At 61.7% G+C, this 17,148-nt stretch carries 19 protein-coding genes; 15 read left to right on the top strand and 4 right to left on the bottom strand.

Annotated elements, in window-relative coordinates:
• Nucleotides 1-88: 88 nt before the first annotated feature.
• A complete protein-coding gene (locus B2828_RS14020) occupies nucleotides 89-1,348 on the bottom strand; it encodes a polysaccharide deacetylase family protein (RefSeq protein WP_479634388.1) in 1,260 nt (419 codons plus the stop codon).
• A 128-nt stretch (nucleotides 1,349-1,476) separates the two neighbouring features.
• Between B2828_RS14020 and thiE the strand changes: the two genes are divergently transcribed.
• From thiE to B2828_RS13965, 11 genes are all read left to right on the top strand, one after another.
• Nucleotides 1,477-2,091 carry a thiamine phosphate synthase gene (thiE, locus tag B2828_RS14015; RefSeq protein WP_479634387.1) on the top strand — a complete coding sequence of 205 codons (615 nt, stop codon included), beginning with the start codon at nucleotides 1,477-1,479 and terminating at the stop codon, nucleotides 2,089-2,091.
• Nucleotides 2,075-2,272 (top strand): sulfur carrier protein ThiS, encoded by a 198-nt coding sequence (thiS, locus tag B2828_RS14010; protein WP_479634386.1) that lies wholly within the window; start codon nucleotides 2,075-2,077, stop codon nucleotides 2,270-2,272. Before thiE ends, thiS begins: the two co-directional genes overlap by 17 nt.
• A gap of 7 nt (nucleotides 2,273-2,279) precedes the next feature.
• Nucleotides 2,280-3,050 (top strand): thiazole synthase, encoded by a 771-nt coding sequence (locus B2828_RS14005; protein ID WP_479634385.1) that lies wholly within the window; start codon nucleotides 2,280-2,282, stop codon nucleotides 3,048-3,050.
• Complete coding sequence (gene thiH / locus B2828_RS14000; RefSeq protein ID WP_479634384.1) at nucleotides 3,043-4,026, top strand: 2-iminoacetate synthase ThiH; 984 nt, start codon at nucleotides 3,043-3,045, stop codon at nucleotides 4,024-4,026. The genes B2828_RS14005 and thiH overlap by 8 nt, the downstream gene beginning before the upstream one ends.
• Nucleotides 3,992-4,636 carry a sulfur carrier protein ThiS adenylyltransferase ThiF gene (gene thiF / locus B2828_RS13995; RefSeq protein ID WP_479634383.1) on the top strand — a complete coding sequence of 215 codons (645 nt, stop codon included), beginning with the start codon at nucleotides 3,992-3,994 and terminating at the stop codon, nucleotides 4,634-4,636. The genes thiH and thiF overlap by 35 nt, the downstream gene beginning before the upstream one ends.
• 48 nt (nucleotides 4,637-4,684) lie before the next feature.
• Complete coding sequence (locus tag B2828_RS13990; RefSeq protein ID WP_479634382.1) at nucleotides 4,685-5,263, top strand: flavodoxin family protein; 579 nt, start codon at nucleotides 4,685-4,687, stop codon at nucleotides 5,261-5,263.
• 211 nt (nucleotides 5,264-5,474) lie between these two features.
• Complete coding sequence (locus tag B2828_RS13985; RefSeq protein ID WP_479634381.1) at nucleotides 5,475-6,173, top strand: ABC transporter ATP-binding protein; 699 nt, start codon at nucleotides 5,475-5,477, stop codon at nucleotides 6,171-6,173.
• 43 nt (nucleotides 6,174-6,216) lie between these two features.
• Nucleotides 6,217-7,083 (top strand): branched-chain-amino-acid transaminase, encoded by an 867-nt coding sequence (gene ilvE / locus B2828_RS13980; protein ID WP_479634380.1) that lies wholly within the window; start codon nucleotides 6,217-6,219, stop codon nucleotides 7,081-7,083.
• A 24-nt stretch (nucleotides 7,084-7,107) separates the two neighbouring features.
• Nucleotides 7,108-7,593 carry a UvrB/UvrC motif-containing protein gene (locus B2828_RS13975; RefSeq protein WP_479634379.1) on the top strand — a complete coding sequence of 162 codons (486 nt, stop codon included), beginning with the start codon at nucleotides 7,108-7,110 and terminating at the stop codon, nucleotides 7,591-7,593.
• Nucleotides 7,590-8,702, top strand: coding sequence for a protein arginine kinase (locus tag B2828_RS13970; RefSeq protein WP_479634378.1), 1,113 nt, complete (start codon nucleotides 7,590-7,592; stop codon nucleotides 8,700-8,702). Before B2828_RS13975 ends, B2828_RS13970 begins: the two co-directional genes overlap by 4 nt.
• Nucleotides 8,699-11,218, top strand: coding sequence for an ATP-dependent Clp protease ATP-binding subunit (locus B2828_RS13965; RefSeq protein ID WP_479634377.1), 2,520 nt, complete (start codon nucleotides 8,699-8,701; stop codon nucleotides 11,216-11,218). Before B2828_RS13970 ends, B2828_RS13965 begins: the two co-directional genes overlap by 4 nt.
• A 234-nt stretch (nucleotides 11,219-11,452) precedes the next feature.
• Here the strand turns inward: B2828_RS13965 and B2828_RS13960 are convergent, their stop codons facing one another.
• Entirely contained in the window at nucleotides 11,453-11,917 is a 465-nt protein-coding gene (locus B2828_RS13960; RefSeq protein WP_479634376.1) for a hypothetical protein, read from the bottom strand.
• A 96-nt stretch (nucleotides 11,918-12,013) separates the two neighbouring features.
• Between B2828_RS13960 and B2828_RS13955 the strand changes: the two genes are divergently transcribed.
• The gene (locus B2828_RS13955; protein WP_479634375.1) at nucleotides 12,014-13,294 is read left to right on the top strand and encodes a phosphoribosylaminoimidazolesuccinocarboxamide synthase; all 1,281 of its coding nucleotides are present in this window, start codon (nucleotides 12,014-12,016) and stop codon (nucleotides 13,292-13,294) included.
• Nucleotides 13,295-13,352: 58 nt separating this feature from the next.
• Here the strand turns inward: B2828_RS13955 and B2828_RS13950 are convergent, their stop codons facing one another.
• On the bottom strand, nucleotides 13,353-13,820 hold the full coding sequence (locus tag B2828_RS13950) for a YkgJ family cysteine cluster protein (protein ID WP_479634374.1): 468 nt from the start codon (nucleotides 13,818-13,820) through the stop codon (nucleotides 13,353-13,355).
• Nucleotides 13,821-13,874: 54 nt separating this feature from the next.
• On the opposite strand from B2828_RS13950, the gene B2828_RS13945 reads away from it, so the two are divergent.
• The gene (locus B2828_RS13945) at nucleotides 13,875-14,099 is read left to right on the top strand and encodes a hypothetical protein (protein WP_479634373.1); all 225 of its coding nucleotides are present in this window, start codon (nucleotides 13,875-13,877) and stop codon (nucleotides 14,097-14,099) included.
• Here B2828_RS13945 and lgt read toward each other — a convergent pair.
• Complete coding sequence (gene lgt, locus B2828_RS13940) at nucleotides 14,071-15,057, bottom strand: prolipoprotein diacylglyceryl transferase (protein ID WP_479634372.1); 987 nt, start codon at nucleotides 15,055-15,057, stop codon at nucleotides 14,071-14,073. The genes B2828_RS13945 and lgt overlap by 29 nt on opposite strands.
• A gap of 115 nt (nucleotides 15,058-15,172) precedes the next feature.
• Here lgt and B2828_RS13935 point away from each other — a divergent pair, with 115 nt between their 5' ends.
• Nucleotides 15,173-16,435, top strand: a complete 1,263-nt coding sequence (locus B2828_RS13935) for a polysaccharide deacetylase family protein (RefSeq protein ID WP_479634371.1) — start codon at nucleotides 15,173-15,175, stop codon at nucleotides 16,433-16,435.
• Nucleotides 16,436-16,560: 125 nt separating this feature from the next.
• On the top strand, nucleotides 16,561-17,100 hold the full coding sequence (locus B2828_RS13930; RefSeq protein ID WP_479634370.1) for a macro domain-containing protein: 540 nt from the start codon (nucleotides 16,561-16,563) through the stop codon (nucleotides 17,098-17,100).
• Nucleotides 17,101-17,148: the final 48 nt, after the last annotated feature.

Raw genomic sequence — 17,148 nt, 5'->3', positions numbered from 1 at the left:
ATGGGTTTGGATGCTGGGGCGCTGCCCCAGTCCCCGGCAAGGGGCTTGCCCCTTGCATCCCTTCTGGAAACTTCCGTTTCCCTTCTGCCTACTTCTTTGCCGCCGGGTCAAACTTGAAGCTCCACCGGGCTTCGGCACGCTTGCCGTTCACCTTACCCGACACGATCACTGTGTAATCCTTATCGCGCAGCGGCTGCGTGGTCGGCTGGAAGGAAATCGTCTGCGAGGCCGCATCATACTTCGCCGGAACAAGCCCAAACCCGCTGATGCGCATCTGCACGCTCTCGGGCTCCAACGCTCCGAGACTCGTCAGCACCGCGCTAATCTTCGGCTTCGCATCAGAAACCGTCGCCCCTTCCGAGGGAACCGTCGGCAAAGCCGGGGTCGCCGGAGCCGAGGCCATCGCCGGAGCCGCCATCACAGCCGATCCCACCGGGCCCATCCCGCCGCCGATCATCGCCAGCGCGTCGTTAAACGTCTTGGGCTTGCCCTGCTCGATCGCATAGCGTCCGATCAAATCCGCCGCCGGGGCGCTGAACGTATTCCGCTGTCCGTAAGTCACAAACGCCGCCTCGTACCCAGCCTGCCGCACCGCCTCGCGCGCCTTTTCATTGTAAGCGCCTTCCGGGTAAGCGAACACACTCACCTTGATGCCAAGGCGGTCCTCGATCACCTTCTTGGAGTCGGCGACCTCGCGTTTCAGCCATTGATCAAGCCCGCCAAGCTTCTGCTGGTCGGCCACGGCCTTCGGAGTGCGGCCTTTTAAATTCTGATGCGTAAAGCTGTGGCAGCCGATCTCAACCCCCGCGTCGCGCAGTTCCGCGAGCTGATCCCAGCTCACCGACTTACCGCCCGAGTTCACATACTGGATATAGACGAACATCGTGAACGGGTAGCCGTATTTCTTAAGAATCGGCCAAGCGTTCTCGTAAGCGGAAACATAGCCGTCGTCGATCGTAATGAGCGCGCTCTTGGCCGGGATCGGCTTCTCATCGCGCCGCCAGGCCAGGAAGTCTTGCATGGAAATCACCGTGAACCCGCTATCCTTAATCGCCTGCATCTCCTTATCGAAATCCTCCGGCTTCGTGGACATGGCGCTCTTAATGTCCTCAAAACGGTGGTAGCAGAGCACAATCACGCTCGCATCATGGTTGGCCGTAATCTTGGGAGTGGGAGTGGGCGTCGCCGGTTTCGGCGTAGGCGTCGCGGGGGTCGGCGTGGCCGTCTCGGCGGCAACAACTGGCTCCTTGGGAGCGCGGTGAAGAATTTTTTGGACTTTATCGCAGCCGGTATAGGAAAAAACCATGGCTGCGGCAGCCAGGCAGGCGAGAGTGAAGCGGAATTTCATGGGTGTGCACCGAACTTACAGTATTTTGCCCGTTCGCAAATCAGAAATCAGCAACGGTTTAAAAAAGTGCGGCGATGAAAAAATAATCAATGCTTGATAATCTAGATCAAGATTCTAGGATTTACCCCGTGAGCCGCACCAAACCAGACGTAGCCGCCTTTTTCGCCGGAGCGCTTTATGTGATTTCGGATGATCCGGACGTACTGACCCGCGCCCTTGAGGACGGGGTGACGATTATCCAGCTGCGCGACAAAAAGGGAAGCGCCGATGAGATCCGCTCCAAGGCGGCCCAAATCCAGGCCCACCCCCGGCGCGGCAGCGCGCTCTTTCTCCTTGATGACTACGCCGAGCTGGCCCGCGAAATCGGCGCCGACGGCGTCCACATCGGCCAGGACACCGACACCGTGGAAACGCGCAAAACCCTGGGAGAGCACCTCGTCCTGGGCAAAACGACCCACAACCTCACGCAAGCCCGCCAGGCGCTCAGCGAAGGCGCGGATTACATCTCCGCCGGGCCCGTCTACCCCACCCCCACCAAGCCGGGCCGCCCCGCCGTCGGGCTCGAGTACGTGCGCGAAGTCGCCGAAAACATCCCGCTCCCTTTCGTAGCCATTGGAGGAATCGACGAAACGAACATCGATGGCGTCATCCAATCCGGGGCCCGTACCGTCGGCATCGTACGCGCGGCGAAGCTGGCTCCTTTATTTTTACAAAAGGTGTCTCGACATGAATATCAGTCTTAATGGAAAATCAGTGGATACCACTGCCGGAACGCTCGCAGAGCTGGTGGAAGCCTACCACTTAAGCCCGGAGACCATTGTCATTGAGCAGAATGGCAACCTGGCCAAAAAAACGGCCTGGGCCACGACTCCGCTCAATGCAGGCGACCAGATCGAGGTCGTCGCGTTCGTCGGCGGCGGTTAGGACTACCATGAGTGAATTAGTGATCGGAGGCGTCAGCCTCTCCAGCCGTTTCTTGCTTGGGACTGGGAAATTCAAAAGCAAACAAGAGTTGCAGGAAGTCATCCAGCGTTCGAAAACGGACGTGGTGACCGTCGCCCTGCGCCGCATCGACATCGAGAAAAACGAGGACAACATCGTCTCGTACATTCCCGAGGGCGTCACGCTTTTGGCCAACACCTCCGGCGCCCGCAACGCCAAAGAGGCCGTCCGAATCGCCCGCATGAGCCGCGAAACCGGGCTCGGCAACTGGGTCAAAATTGAGATCATGACGGATAGCAAGTACCTGCTGCCCGACAATCAGGAAACGATCAAAGCGACCGAGATCCTCGCCGCCGAAGGCTTCGTGGTGCTCCCCTACGTCAGCCCCGATCTCTACGTGGCCCGCGACCTCGTCAAAGCCGGAGCCGCCGCCGTCATGCCGCTCGGCTCGCTCATCGGCAGCAATCAGGGCCTGCGCACCCGCACTCTTATTGAAGTGCTCATCAACGAGATTCACGAAGTCCCCATCATCGTCGACGCGGGCATCGGCCGCCCCTCCCATGCCGCGGAAGCCATGGAGATCGGCGCGGATGCCGTCCTCGTCAATACCGCCGTCGCCTCAGCGGAGCACCCGGCCCTGATGGCCGAGGCCTTCGCCCAGGCCGTCGCCGCAGGCCGCCTGGCCTGGGAAGCCGGAGCGGGTGACCAATCCGCCATCGCGCGGGCCTCTTCGCCTCTAACGGGGTTCCTCCATGAGTAAACTCGACGCGCTCTTTCAGCGCGACACGGAGGATCTCGCCCAGGAGGCACAACGGATTACGCGGCAGTACTGGGGACGGGCCATCAGCCTGTTTGCGCCGCTCTATATCTCCAACTTCTGCGAAAACGCGTGCGTCTACTGTGGATTCAGCAGCCGCATGCACATCAAACGCGAAAAGCTCACCCCGGAGCAGATCGACGCCGAGTGCAAAGCCCTCGCCGCCACCGGCATCCAGAACGTGCTGCTGCTCACCGGCGAATCGCACATTAAAAGCCCCCTTTCCTACCTGATCGAGGCCGTCGAAATCGCGAAAAAGTACTTTCCCAACATCGCCGTCGAGGTCCAGCCCATGGACACCGACGACTACCGGCAGCTCGTCGCCGCCGGGGTAGATGGCATGACCTGCTTCCAGGAAACCTACGACGAAGCCCTCTACCCGTCGCTGCACCCCAAGGGGCGCAAGCACGATTACCGCTACCGGCTGGGCACCCCCTACCGCGCCGCCGAGGCCGGGATTCGCCGGGTCGGCTTTGGGGCCCTCCTGGGGCTCAACGACTGGCGGCCCGAAGTGGAGGCGCTTTTCGCCCACGTCGCCGACGTCGAGAACCGCTTCCCCGGCACCGACATCGCCATTTCCTTCCCGCGCCTGCTGCCCATCGAGGGCGCGCTCGTGAAGCCCAAGCCCATCAGCGACGAAGTCCTCGTGCGCATCATGTGCATCGCCCGCATCCTCTTTCCCCGGGTATGCATCACCCTTTCCACCCGGGAGAACGCCCGCTTCCGCGACAACGTCCTCCCGATCATGGTCACGCAAATCTCCGCCGCATCGGCCACCACCGTCGGCGGTTACGCCAGGCCCCGTGTCGATCACGACGGCCAGTTCGCCCCGAGCGACGAGCGCTCCCTGGCGGAAGTCAAAAAAATGCTCATCACCAAAGGCTATGACCCAGTATTCACCGACTGGCGCCGACTCTGACGCCAACCCCTTCGAGGCCGCCGTAAAGGCCTACTACAAGCCCCACCAGTGGCAGCACATCCGCTCAACCCGCATCGGCATCGCCGGAGCGGGCGGGCTGGGCTCCAATATCGCCGTCGCCCTGGTTAGGAGCGGCTTCAAGCATTTGGAAATCATTGATTTCGACGTGCTGGAGGCCAAGAACCTCAACCGCCAGTACTACTTCCTCGACGAAGTGGGCCTGCCCAAGGTGGACTCGCTGGCCAAGCGCCTGCGGGCCATCAACCCGGCCGTGGAAATCACCACCCACCAGGTGCGGATCACCGAAGAGAACATCGGCTGCTACTTCCAGGAGGCCGACTACGTCTTCGAAGCCTTCGACCGGCCCGAAGCCAAGCGCCTCTTCCTGGAGCACTTCCTCGGCGGCAAGAAATTCATCGTCATGGGCAGCGGCATGGCCGGGATTCCCAACAGCCCGCCCATCGTCATCCGGAAGCTCAAAGAACATGCCTACATCGTCGGCGACGGCGTCACCAACGTCGGCCCCGAGAACCCGCCTTGCGCCCCCCGCGTCTCCGTCTGCGCCGGGCTCATGGCCTCCGTCGTCCTGGAGCACGTCTGCGCCAAGTAGGAAAAAAAGCCCCCCCTTGCACGGGTTGCTAACCTCAAAGCAACACACATGAAAGCCATCGCCATTAACGGAAGCCCCCGCAAGGGCGGCAACACAGAGATCCTGCTCAAGCGCGTCCTCGAACCGATCGCCAAAGCCGGGATCGAGACCGAACTCGTGCAAATCGGCGGCCACCCCGTCCGGGGCTGCGTCGCCTGCGGCCAGTGCCGGGAAAAACAGAACCGGCTCTGTTCGAACAACAGCGACATCGCCAACGAAGTCATCACCAAAATGCTCGCCGCCGACGCCATCATCCTCGGCTCGCCGACCTACTTCGCCAACGTCACCGCCGAAATGAAAGCCCTCATCGACCGGGCGGGCTACGTCGCCCTGGCCAACGGCGGGCTCTTTAAGCGGAAAGTCGGCGCCGCCGTCGCCGTCAACCGCCGGGGCGGGGCCAACAACGTCTTTGACGCCATCAACCACCTCTTTTTGATGAACCAGATGATCGTTCCGGGCTCCATCTACTGGAACTTCGGCGTCGGCCGGGAGAAAGGCGAAGTCGAGGGCGACGAAGAAGCGCTCCGCAACATGGCCGACCTGGGCGAGACCATCACCTGGCTCCTCACCAACCTGAAGGGGCACTAAGCGCCAGGCGCACTCCCCAGCCCCCCTGTAGCCAGCCTCTGAGGGCAACTCTTGCAGCCCCCCCCAGGCCGCAGCTCAACCGCCGCGGCTCCGTCGAGTGCCCGAGCCCCCTCGGGCACGAGGTACCCCCCAGGCAATTTTTCCCCCCTCTGTCCACCGAATTGATCTCTGGCCAACCCGCGGAAACCCCGCTAACGTTCTCCAAAATTCCATGACAGATCCCGACATCCACCTTGCGGCCTGCGACCTGCGCCGTTCCTTCAAGATTGGCCCCCGGCAGATCGACGTACTGCGGGGAATTTCCCTCAACGTGCGCCGGGGCGAGTCGATTTTCCTCATCGGAGCCTCCGGCGCGGGCAAGACCACCCTGCTCTATACCCTGGCCGGTCTGGAGCGTCCGGACTCCGGGAGCGTCAATTTCGAAGGGCACGACCTCTACAAAACCAGCGAGCGCCAGGCCGCCCGGCTGCGCAACGAGCGCATGGGCTTCGTCTTCCAGGGCTACTTCCTCCTGCCCGAGTTGACCGCCCTGGAGAACGTCATGCTGCCCACCATGATCGGGGGATGCGCCAGCCGCCAAGCCGCCGAAAACGCCCTCGACCGCGTCGGCCTGGGAGGACGTCGCAACCACCTTCCCGCCGAGATGTCCGGCGGCGAACAACAGCGCGTCGCCATCGCCCGGGCGCTCATCAACGACCCCACCATCCTATTCGCCGACGAACCCACAGGGAATCTCGACTCGAAAACTGGAGAAACGATCGTCGATTTGCTGCTTGCCTTGGTCAGGGAAAACCAGAAAACATTACTGGTTGTAACGCACGACGCCCGGCTGGCCGAACGCGGCGACCGCAAAGTGGAAATCGTGGATGGTCTCATCAACCAGCAAACGAGCTCCCCGGCCCGCCTGTAAACCACGCGAAGAGGTGCAGTTGCGACAGACAGAAGTTGAATTTATGAGCAAGATCTACATCGACGGAGTGTTTTATTCGAAAGAAGACGCGAAAATCTCGGTTTTCGACCACGGCCTTCTCTACGGCGACGGCATATTTGAAGGCATCCGCTTCTACAACGGCCGAGTATTCCGCCTCGAAGAACACATCGACCGCCTGTACGATTCCGCCCGGGCCATTGCGCTCGATATCCCGCTTAGCAAAGCCGAAATGACCGAGGCCACCCTCGCCAGCTGCCGCGAAAACAACCTCCGCGACGGCTACATCCGCCTCGTCGTCACCCGCGGCGTGGGCGACCTCGGCCTGAACCCGAAAAACTGTATCCGGCCCACCACCATCATCATCGCCGACGGCATCAAGCTTTACCCCGAGGAACTCTACACCAACGGCCTCAAAGTCGTCACCTGCGCCACCCGGCGCGTCGCCCCGGCGGCCTTCAGCCCCGCTGTCAAGAGCCTCAACTACCTTAACAACATCCTGGCCAAGATCGAAGCGGGCAACGCAGGCGAAGGCCTCATGCTCAACGAGCAGGGCTACGTGGCCGAAGCCACCGGCGACAACGTCTTTCTCATCAAAAAAGGCGTCCTCTTCACCCCGCCCATCTCCGCCGGAGCCCTCGGCGGCATCACCCGCAACACCGTCATCGAACTGGCCCAAGAGGCCGGGATCGAAGTGAAAGAAGTCATGCTCACCCGCTACGACTGCTACACCGCCGACGAATTCTTCCTAACCGGCACAGCAGCCGAAATCATCCCCGTGGTGGACCTCGACGGACGCCCCATCGGCGACGGCAAACCCGGCCCACTCACGGGAAAACTCAGCGGCCACTACCGGGAGTTGACACAAGCCTCCGGCGCGCCGATTTATTAAGTGAGGAAGTAGGTAAAAAACACCATGGTCTGCGACGTTTGCAAAACCAACCAGGCGACCGTATTCCTGACGCAAATCATCGACGGCAAGATGCAGAAGGTCAACCTCTGCGAAGCTTGCTCGAAAGAGAAAGGCGTCACGGACCCGCTATCGTTCGCCCTCATCGACCTCCTGCCGGGCTTGGGCGCGGAAACCGAGGTCGAGCAAGGCGCGCCCGTCCAGCGCTGCCCCGCCTGTGGATTTTCGCAAGCGGACTTCAAGAAAACCGGGCGGCTCGGCTGCCCGGTCTGCTACGACACGTTTGCCGAAGGCCTCGGCGGGCTCCTCAAAGCCATGCACCGGCGCACCACGCACACGGGGAAAATCCCCGCCCGGCTCAAACGCAGCATGGAATTCGGCGCCCGTGTCAAACAGCTTAAAACCGATCTGGACAAAGCGGTCTCCGAGGAAAACTACGAGGCCGCAGCCCAGCTGCGCGATCAACTTCGGGAACTGGAAAAAGCCAAGTGAACTTCAGCAGCCTATTTGCAAGCGGAGCCGAGTGGGTTCGTCCAGACGGACCCCACCACGAAATCGTCATATCCAGCCGCATCCGCCTGGCGCGCAACCTGCGCGGCCACCCCTTCCCCGGCTGGGCCAAAAAGAACAACCGGCTCCAGATCCTTGAGCTCATCAAGCCAGAGGTCGAGGCGCTCCCCGAAATGGAGAACGCCTACTCCTCCTACCTCCAAGAGCTCTCGCCCATCGAAAAGCAGCTCCTCGTCGAGCGCCACTTGATCAGCCGCGAACACGCCGCCAAGGGCGCAGGCAGCGCCGTCGTCGTCAACAAAAAGGCCAGCCTGAGCATCATGATCAACGAAGAGGACCACCTCCGCATGCAGGTCCTCCGGCCCGGCTTACAGCTCCGCAGCGCCTTCAAAGCCCTCGACAAAGTCGACACCGCATTAGAGGCCAAGCTCGACTACGCCTTCCACTCCCAGCTCGGCTACCTCACCGCCTGCCCCACCAACGTCGGCACCGGCATGCGCGCCTCGGCGATGATCCACCTCCCCGGCCTCGTCCTGAGCGAGCAGATCAACCAAGTCATCCAGGCCATCAACAAAATCGGCCTCGCCGTACGCGGCCTCTACGGCGAAGGCACCGAAGCCATGGGCAACCTTTTCCAGATCTCCAACCAGATCACACTGGGTGAGCCCGAGGAGGAAATCATTGCCGAGCTCAACAAGGTCATCGAAAAAATTATCGAGAACGAAGAAAACGCCCGCCAGGTCCTGCTTCAAAAGAAGCCCGAAACCCTCATGGACAACATCGGGCGCGGCTTCGGCATCCTCTCCCACGCCTACGCGATGACCTCCAAAGAGGCCTTGAATCTCCTCTCATTCCTCAAGCTCGGCGTCGACCTCGGTTTCTTCCCGCCCGAGCGGCAAAAAGAAATCGACGAACTTTTTATCATCACGCAACCTGCGCACTTGCAAAGCAACGCTTCCCAGCAGAAGCTCACACCGGAGGAACGTGATATATTGCGAGCGGAGATTATCCGTGAAAAATTGAAAGCGTTTCCTCCACCGAACACGAGCAAGATCGTTTTAAAGCGGCCACCAACCGAAGAAATAAAATGAATAACTTTACTCCACGCGCCCAACAAGTGCTTGCTCTCGCCCGTAAAGAAGCCGAGCAGTTCAATCACAATTACGTCGGCACCGAGCATCTGCTCCTGGGGCTCATCAAGCTCGGTCAAGGGGTGGCCGTCAACGTGCTCCAGAAAATGGGGCTCGAACTGGACGCCGTGCGGGCCGAAGTCGCCAAGCAGGTCGAACCCGGACCCGAAGGGAAAATCGTCGGGAACATTCCCTACACCCCGCGCGTGAAGAAAGTCCTCGCGCTCGCCGGGAAAGAAGCCAAATCGCTCAACCACTCCTACGTCGGCACCGAGCACATCCTCCTGGGGCTGCTCCGCGAAGGCGAAGGCGTTGCCGCCGTCGTGCTCAAGAATCTCGATGTAGATATTGAGAAGACCCGTAACGAAATTTTGAAAGAGCTCGATCCCAGCTTCACCCCGCCGGAGGGGGAAATCGAAGAGGAGCCGCCCACCTCCAGCGCCGGAGGGGGTGCCGCCGAGTCCGCCGCGCGCAAAGGCGAAGTCAAAACGCCCGCACTGCGCGCCTTCGGCCGCGACCTTACCGAACTGGCCCGCAAAGGCGAGCTCGACCCCGTCATCGGCCGCCGCAACGAAATCGAGCGCGTCATCCAGATCCTCTGCCGCCGCACCAAGAACAACCCCGTGCTGCTGGGCGAAGCCGGTGTCGGCAAAACCGCCATCGTCGAAGGCTTGGCCGAGGAAATCGCCGCCGGGAACGTCCCGGAGATTCTCCGCGACAAAAAAGTCGTCACCCTCGACCTCGCCTTGATGGTCGCGGGCACCAAATACCGTGGCCAGTTTGAAGAGCGCATCAAAGCCGTCATGGACGAGATTCGCCGGAGCAAGAACATCCTCCTTTTCATCGACGAGCTGCACACCATCGTGGGGGCCGGTTCGGCGGAAGGGGCCATGGACGCCTCCAACATCATCAAGCCCTCGCTCAGCCGTGGCGAGCTGCAATGCATCGGCGCCACCACGCTCAACGAATACCGCAAGCACATCGAAAAAGACGCCGCCCTGGAACGCCGCTTCCAGACCGTCAAAGTCGAAGCGCCCAACGTCGAGGACACCATCGAAATCTTGAAAGGCCTGCGTCCCAAATACGAGGCGCATCACCGCGCGAAAATCTCCGACGACGCCCTGGAACTCTGCGCCAAGCTCTCCGACCGCTACATCACCGGCCGCTTCCTGCCCGACAAAGCCATCGACGTCATGGACGAAGCCGGAGCCCGGGCCCGCATCGCCGCGATGACCCGCCCCCCGGACGTCAAACACATCGAAGGCGAGATCGAAGAGATCCGCGGCCAGAAAGAAGCCGCCATCAAAGCCCAAGACTTTGAAAAAGCGGCCTCCCTGCGCGACAACGAAAAGCAGACCAAGGAGAAACTCGAACGCATCCTCAACGAATGGCGCGAAGCCCGCGAGGAAAAGGAAGTGCTCGTCTCCGAAGACGACATTCTCTCCGTCGTATCCAAGACCACCGGCGTCCCGCTCCACCGCATGGAACAGGCCGAGACCGCGAAACTACTCGCCATGGAAGACGACCTCAAAAAACGGGTCATCGGCCAGGACGAAGCCATCATCGCGATCTCCAAAGCCCTGCGGCGCTCCCGTGCCGACCTCAAAGACCCGCGCCGCCCGATCGGCTCGTTCATCTTCCTGGGACCCACCGGCGTCGGCAAGACCTTCCTGACCTCCAGCCTCGCCGAATTCATGTTCGGCGACCGCGACGCCCTCATCCAGATCGACATGTCCGAGTACATGGAGAAATTCACCGCCTCGCGCCTCATCGGCTCGCCTCCCGGCTACGTCGGGTACGAGGAGGGCGGTCAGCTTTCCGAAGCGGTTCGCCGCCGCCCGTACTCGGTGATCCTGTTCGACGAAGTCGAAAAAGCGCACCCGGACGTCATGCACCTCCTCCTCCAGATCCTGGAAGAGGGCAAAGTCACCGACTCCCTGGGCCGCAAGATCGACTTCCGCAACACGATCATCATCATGACCTCCAACGTCGGGGCCGAATTGATCAAGAAGCAGACCACGCTCGGCTTCGGCGCCCCCACCGAGACCGAAACGGCGGGCTACGACGTCATGCGGGATAAAATCCTGACCGAAGCCAAGCGCGTCTTCAAACCGGAGTTCATCAACCGGTTGGACGACCTGATTGTCTTCCACACGCTCACCAAGCCAGACCTCGTCAAGATCGTTGATCTCGAAGTCAGCAAAGTCACGACCCGCCTGAAAGCGAAGGAAATCGACATGATCCTCGATGCGAGCGCCCAGGAGTTCCTGATCGAGAAGGGCTACGACCCGTCCTACGGGGCCCGCCCGATGCGCCGCGCCGTCGAACGTTACCTGGAAGACCCGCTCGCCGAAGAACTACTTCGCGGGCAGATCAAGCCAGGCGAAACCGTCACCGTCAGCGCCGAGGGCACCAAGCTGGGGTTCCACCCAAGCGCCCCCGCCGCCCCCAGTGAGGAAGCCAAAGCGGAGAAATAAGCCGCAGAAAAACCTTAACAAGACCGGAAGAGCCCAGCTGTTCTTCCGGTCTTTTTTTTGCCCTTGAGAGAGCCGCTATCCACGGTTATGCCCAATTGCGCGGATAGCACAAAATATTAGCCTCTCATGCTGGCCCTTGGGGCACAAAGGACCCGCGAAAGACCGTGCGATCAGCTTCCATCGTAACGACAAACGCGTTGCCAGCTATTGCCTAATTTCCTCCCCCGCTACCCGCTACTCCACCGCCATGCGCCGAAACGCATTGGCCGCGAACTGCGAAAGCCCCGCCACCATCGTCGGCGCGCCATTGCAGCGGATCACCTTCAAGCTCCGCTCCCCCTTGCCCGCCAGCTCCGGTTCCCCCTGGGCCACCACAATCGCGCAAATAAACTGCGCGCCGAGGATCTCCAGCGCCCGTTTCAGCGCATCCTCCTGCTGCGGCGAGATCGCGGCCGTGTTGGCCGGGGTTTGCGGCTTTGGCGGGCGGTCTCCAAACGTGTGGCAAAGCAGATCCGACGCATAGACCATCAGGCCCGTCGCCGTCGTCGAACAGCCATACCAGCGCAGCAGCTGCGCAAATTGAGCCTGCCCCTCGGCATTGGTGAATTGAGCCTCGGCCACCATTACGACATTCGGAAAATGCTCCGAAACGATCTGGTAAGCCGTTTGCAACGCCTGTTCCCGCGGATCTGTTGACATCGACCCTCTTTGTAGAAAATCGCACCCCTTCAAGTCAATGCGGCAGACCTATGATTGACGTTTTTACCCACGGGCCCCTATATATTTAGCCCAACTATGCAACCTCTCTTTGATGGCGTGATCCTCGCCGAAGGCAAAACGAAAGTCATTGGCCAGTCACCGACCAACCCCAACCAGGTCATCATCGTTTCCAAAGACGACATCACCGCGGGCGATGGGGCCAAGCACGACCTCCTCTCCGGCAAGGCCGCCATGGCCACTCTGACGACCTGCAACAACTTCCGGCTGCTCAAAGCCGCGGGCATCCCCGTCGGCTTCGACGAACAGCTCAGCCCCATCTCCTTTTCCGCTCCGAAGTGCGAGATGCTCCCGTACGAAGTCGTCATCCGCCGCGAGGCTCACGGCTCCTACTTGAAGCGCACCCCGGGCCTCGTCAAAGGCCACCTCTTCCCCCGCCTCCTGGTCGAGTTCTACCTCAAGACCAACCAGCGCAAGTGGAAAGCACACGACCTCGCCTGCGACGACCCCTTCATGAGCCACGACGCCCAGGCCGGGACCGTCAGCCTCTTCCAGCCCTCCAAGCCGATCGCCGGTCAGACCCCCTTCCTGGTCCTGCCGGAAGCGGAAGTCTTCGCCCACGAAGGCGAATCGAAATTCTTCGCCGAAATGAGCAAGACCGCCCGGCGCGCCTTCCTGACGCTGGAAAAAGCGTGGCAGCTTGAAGGCGGCCGCTTGGTGGATTGCAAAGTCGAGTTCGGCCTCACCCCCGAGGGGACGCTGCTCTTGGCCGACGTCATCGACAACGACTCCTGGCGCGTACTCGAAGACGGCGCCTACCTCGACAAGCAAGTCTACCGCGACGGCGGCGCGCTCGACGCCGTGGCCGCCAACTACGCCCGCGTGGCGGGCATCACCAGCCACTTCCGCGTCCCCGCCCAGCGCATCATCATCTGGTCGGGCTCCGTCAACGACGACGTCAGCCCGGTGGAAAAAGCCATCGCAAAACTCTCCGGCGGCCTCATCGAGAGCGTCAAAATCGCCCGCTCTATCCACAAGGAACCGATCCGCGCCATCGCCGAGCTCAACCAAGCCGTCCAGGAGAAACCCGAAACCGTCATCATCGCCTACATCGGCCGCTCCAACGGCGCAGGCCCGACGCTCTCGGCCGCTACCACGGTCCCGGTCATCACCGTCCCGGCCAACTTCAAGGAATTCCCCGAAGACGTCTGGTCCTCCCTGCGCACTCCATCCAACGTGCCCGTCACGACGGTCATCGAACCGTCCAACGCCGCCCTGGCCGCGCTGGAAATCCTCGCACTTCGCAACCCGGCCCTCTACATGCGCCTGCGCGAAACGCTGGAAGACCGCCTGGCTTAATCAGCTCCTTCCAAGCAGCTTATAAATCCGGTGTCTGCAAACTCAGACACCGGATTTTTTATTTCATCTCCTCCAGCGCCGCCGCGACCGCCCCGGGGAGCATCCGGCCCCCGTTCCCGCCGAGGCTGGCGTCCACCTGTTCCAGGCGGCGAATGAGGTCCACCACCTCGCCGCGCGCGTAGGGCCCCCCGGCAGCGGGGCAAAAGTGCGTGCGGCAGCCAAAAGGCCGGTCCGCGTAGATCATGCAGCGCCCGGTTTGCGGATGCAGCAGCGGGCAGGCCCCGTCGGCCCGTTCCGGGAGCGCCTTCCTTCCCGCCGCCCTTACCCCTCTCGCAGCCACGAGCGCCTCGCCCCGCGTAAGGTAGGGCGTGAGCCCGTTGAGCTTGAACTGGCAGCAGAGCGTCTGGCGCGTGCATTGGCGCACCACCGGCCGCCGGGCCAGCTCCTCGTAAACGGCTCGCACCTCGGCCAGGGCCGCGGAGAGTTTCTCGGCATACGGAGTCAGGGGGCGACGGGGAGCTTTCATGTCCATCGAAGTGCTCCATCCGCAGGCACATGGCAAGCCGAAACAATGAATAAGATGTCTGAATTCAAAGAGCTGGAGCTTGAAACCATCGACCTCAGCGAAGCCGCCGAGGAAGAGCGGCTGCAATCCATATTGCAGAATATGAACGGCGTCCACACCGCCCGGATCACCCGAAACGGAGTCCACCTCATCTACAACCCCAAGGGAATCACCCCCGAGGAGATCGTCAACGCCGTCAGGCAGGCCGGTTTTACGATTGCTTACCTGCAACCGGGGTAGCCGCCGGGGAGGGCCTCACCGACGGGTGGTTGCGGCGAACAGATATTCCCACCAGCACCGCGCCGAAGAGGATCATGAAGAGCGAGAGGAACTGCCCACGCGTCAGCCCCAGCGTAAAAGCGATGCCTTCATCCGGCTCGCGGAACTGCTCGCCCACGATGCGCACGACGGCATAGAGAATGAAAAACGCCCCGGTCGTCACCCCCTCGGCCACCCGCGTCTTGGTGCGCAAGAGCCAGAGCAGAACGAAAAGAAGCAGCCCCTCCATCCCCGCCTCGTAAAGCTGCGAGGGATGGCGCGGCGTCAGGATCTCGGCCAGCGCGGCGCGGACCGGCTCGCTGGTCTGTGAGGCAGCCACGATGGCCTCCCGGGTGCTCAGCACCGGGTCGAGCTGCGAGCAGGCATCGATCGCCCGCTGCGCCAGCGAGGAATCCGAGTAAATCTCCTTCGGGAACTGCATGGCCCAGGGGACCGTCGCCGGGCGTCCGAAGAGCTCGCCGTTCACGAAATTGGCGCACCGGCCAAAGAAAATCCCCAGCGGCGCAGCCACCACGAGATTGTCGCCCAGGCCCATCCAGGAGATTTTGTGTTTGCGGGCGTACCAGTAGGTGAAAATCGCGATCCCGAGAATCCCGCCATGGCTGGCCATCCCGCCCTCCCAGACGCGGAAGAACTGCAGCGGATCATGGAGAATATTCGGCAGATCGTAAAAGAGCGCGTAGCCGAGCCGCCCGCCGAGCAGCACCCCCCAGAGCGCCGTGGCCGCGATGAAATCCCCCACCTTATCCTCGGCCAGCTCCGAGTAGCCCGCCCGGGAAAACCAGCGCAGCATCCAGAAGCCAAGCAGGAACGCGGCGACATAGGCCGTACCGTACCAGCGCAGCCCGATGCCATTCCCGAACTCAAAAATGAAAGGGCTGAAGTGGTCGATGTAGTAGGCGATCATGGGAAAAGGCATTATCCTCAATTCCCAGGATTTTTCTACGGGATTCCGCACCCACCTGCAAAGCCCCCCCGGAACCCGCGCATTCCCCGGGCGATCTCCGAACCCGCTTCCAGAGGAGAACCGTATTATGCGAAATGTCGCCGCCGTCATCGTGCTTGCGTTGGGAATCGTGGGGTTAGGGGCTGGGTGCAAAAAAACGCCCCAGGCTGCGGGGGCAGGCAGTAAATCGCCGCCCGCGGTCGCCGAAAAAGCTGCCGAGGCCCCCTCGCCTGCACCGAGCGCCACACCCGCGCCCATCAACCGCAGCGCCCAGGTCATCGTGCTCGGCTATCACCGCGTAGTGGACCAAGTGAAGGCCCCCGGCACTGAGATCAGCAAGGCGGATTTCGAGGCACAAATGCAGCAACTCAAAGACCAGGGCATCACCGTCATTCCCATGCACGACCTGCTGGCCTGGAAACGGGGCGAAAAGGATATTCCCGCCCGCAGCGCCGTGATCACCCTGGATGACGGCTGGAAGTCGCAATACGAAAACGCCTGGCCCATTCTCCAGAAGTTCGGCTATCCCTTCACCCTCTTCGTCTACACGGATTACGTGCGCGGCGGCCCGAAATCAGGCGGCCAGTCGATCTCCTGGGAGCAGATCGCCGAAATGCGTGACGCCGGAGCCGACATCGGCGGTCACACCGTATCGCACAAGGATCTTCGCGGCCCCACCAAGAAGGGGGGAATCTCCACGCCCGAGTACGAAGCCTGGCTCTGGAACGAGCTTAACGGCTCCAAGCAGATCATCGAGCAACGTCTCGGCGTCAAAGTCGAGGCCCTGGCCGTCCCCTTCGGCTTCTACAACGTGCATGTGCAGGACATGGCCAAAAAAGCGGGCTACGACGCCATTTTCACCGTCTACGGGCAGAAGCTCGGCCATAGCTCGCGCAACGAGGCCCTCGGGCGTTACATGATCGAGGCCAACAAGCCGCAAATCTTCGCCAGCGCGGTGAATTTCGGCTCGGGAATCTCCCGGTCGGCCGCGGAACCAGTCGCGGAATTCGCCCCGCACACCCTGGCCACCCAGCCGGTGGATAACTCGACCATTTCCGAGTCCAAACCGCTCATCCAGGCCAACCTTGGCGAGTTTGGCAACATCGATCCGGCCACCCTCTCCATGCGGGTGAGCAGCCTCGGCGCCGTCAACGCCAAGTTTGATAAAGCCACCAAGACCTTCACCTTCCAGCCCACCCGCAAGCTGGCCGATAACCGCTACACGGTCTTCGTCACCGGCAAGGCCAACGGCAAGCGAGTGGAAGCACGCTGGGGGTTCACCCTGGACAGCAGCAAGGCGGCCCCGTCCCCGTCCCCAGAGGCGCAAACTACGGAAACTAAAAAGCCGTAAAAACGTTCGCAAGCGCAAGTTCCCGTGTGAGTTATAGAGTAATTCACACGGGAATTTTCGCGTCCGGAGCCGGGCCTGGGAAATCCGCTCGATTTTCCGCGCCGCCAGGGGCACAATCGCCCCCCATGGCCCCCATCCACCGCCTCCGGAAAATCAATCTGCTCGACCAGCCCGCGGAGGCCCTCATCTACTCCAGCAACGTCCACCTCCAATGCTCCGGCGGCGTCGGCGCGGCGCTCGTGGACCGCTACGGCCCGGCGGTGCAGACCGGCCTCCATGAATTGTTAACAAGTTCCGGACGCCGCTCATGTGAACAAGGTGAAATCTTCGAGTGGCTGCCGCCGGAGATGCCGTACAAAACGGTCCTCCACACCGTGCCCACCGACTTCTGGCACAACACCACCATCCCCGTCGTCGAGGACGTGCTGCGCCGCGCGCTCAAGCGGTGCGTGGAGTTGGGCCACACTCACCTGGCCTTTAGCGCGCTAGCCACCGGCTATGGCGACCTCCTCTTGCGCGACTTCCTCATCCTGGCCGACCGGGTCTTTGCTGATCCGGCGCTCGCCTCCCTCGCCACGGCCACGCTCTGCCTTCCCGATGGGGCCGACTTCGCCGTGGCCCGGAAAATCGTCGCCTCCGAAGGGCTTCACTGGCAGATCGACTAGGGTGGAGTGGCCGGGAGTAAAATCGAACGTTGATTCCCGCGCCGAGCA

It is taken from the genome of Spartobacteria bacterium UBA695 (assembly GCA_002298145.1).
GTDB lineage: Bacteria > Verrucomicrobiota > Verrucomicrobiia > Chthoniobacterales > Chthoniobacteraceae > UBA695.
Note: the sequence above shows the minus strand (reverse complement) of the source record. Positions and strands in the feature narration are given on the sequence as shown.

What these genes read in the sequence shown, in the direction of transcription:
- B2828_RS13955 (WP_479634375.1), top strand. Translation starts at nt 12,014, where the DNA reads ATGCAACCTCTCTTTGATGGCGTGATCCTCGCCGAAGGCAAAACGAAA.
- B2828_RS13960 (WP_479634376.1), bottom strand. Translation starts at nt 11,917, where the DNA reads ATGTCAACAGATCCGCGGGAACAGGCGTTGCAAACGGCTTACCAGATC.
- B2828_RS14020 (WP_479634388.1), bottom strand. Translation starts at nt 1,348, where the DNA reads ATGAAATTCCGCTTCACTCTCGCCTGCCTGGCTGCCGCAGCCATGGTT.
- B2828_RS13975 (WP_479634379.1), top strand. Translation starts at nt 7,108, where the DNA reads ATGGTCTGCGACGTTTGCAAAACCAACCAGGCGACCGTATTCCTGACG.
- ilvE (WP_479634380.1), top strand. Translation starts at nt 6,217, where the DNA reads ATGAGCAAGATCTACATCGACGGAGTGTTTTATTCGAAAGAAGACGCG.
- thiH (WP_479634384.1), top strand. Translation starts at nt 3,043, where the DNA reads ATGAGTAAACTCGACGCGCTCTTTCAGCGCGACACGGAGGATCTCGCC.
- B2828_RS14005 (WP_479634385.1), top strand. Translation starts at nt 2,280, where the DNA reads ATGAGTGAATTAGTGATCGGAGGCGTCAGCCTCTCCAGCCGTTTCTTG.
- B2828_RS13965 (WP_479634377.1), top strand. Translation starts at nt 8,699, where the DNA reads ATGAATAACTTTACTCCACGCGCCCAACAAGTGCTTGCTCTCGCCCGT.
- thiS (WP_479634386.1), top strand. Translation starts at nt 2,075, where the DNA reads ATGAATATCAGTCTTAATGGAAAATCAGTGGATACCACTGCCGGAACG.
- B2828_RS13945 (WP_479634373.1), top strand. Translation starts at nt 13,875, where the DNA reads ATGTCTGAATTCAAAGAGCTGGAGCTTGAAACCATCGACCTCAGCGAA.
- B2828_RS13985 (WP_479634381.1), top strand. Translation starts at nt 5,475, where the DNA reads ATGACAGATCCCGACATCCACCTTGCGGCCTGCGACCTGCGCCGTTCC.
- B2828_RS13990 (WP_479634382.1), top strand. Translation starts at nt 4,685, where the DNA reads ATGAAAGCCATCGCCATTAACGGAAGCCCCCGCAAGGGCGGCAACACA.
- thiF (WP_479634383.1), top strand. Translation starts at nt 3,992, where the DNA reads ATGACCCAGTATTCACCGACTGGCGCCGACTCTGACGCCAACCCCTTC.
- B2828_RS13950 (WP_479634374.1), bottom strand. Translation starts at nt 13,820, where the DNA reads ATGAAAGCTCCCCGTCGCCCCCTGACTCCGTATGCCGAGAAACTCTCC.
- B2828_RS13930 (WP_479634370.1), top strand. Translation starts at nt 16,561, where the DNA reads ATGGCCCCCATCCACCGCCTCCGGAAAATCAATCTGCTCGACCAGCCC.
- B2828_RS13935 (WP_479634371.1), top strand. Translation starts at nt 15,173, where the DNA reads ATGCGAAATGTCGCCGCCGTCATCGTGCTTGCGTTGGGAATCGTGGGG.
- lgt (WP_479634372.1), bottom strand. Translation starts at nt 15,057, where the DNA reads ATGCCTTTTCCCATGATCGCCTACTACATCGACCACTTCAGCCCTTTC.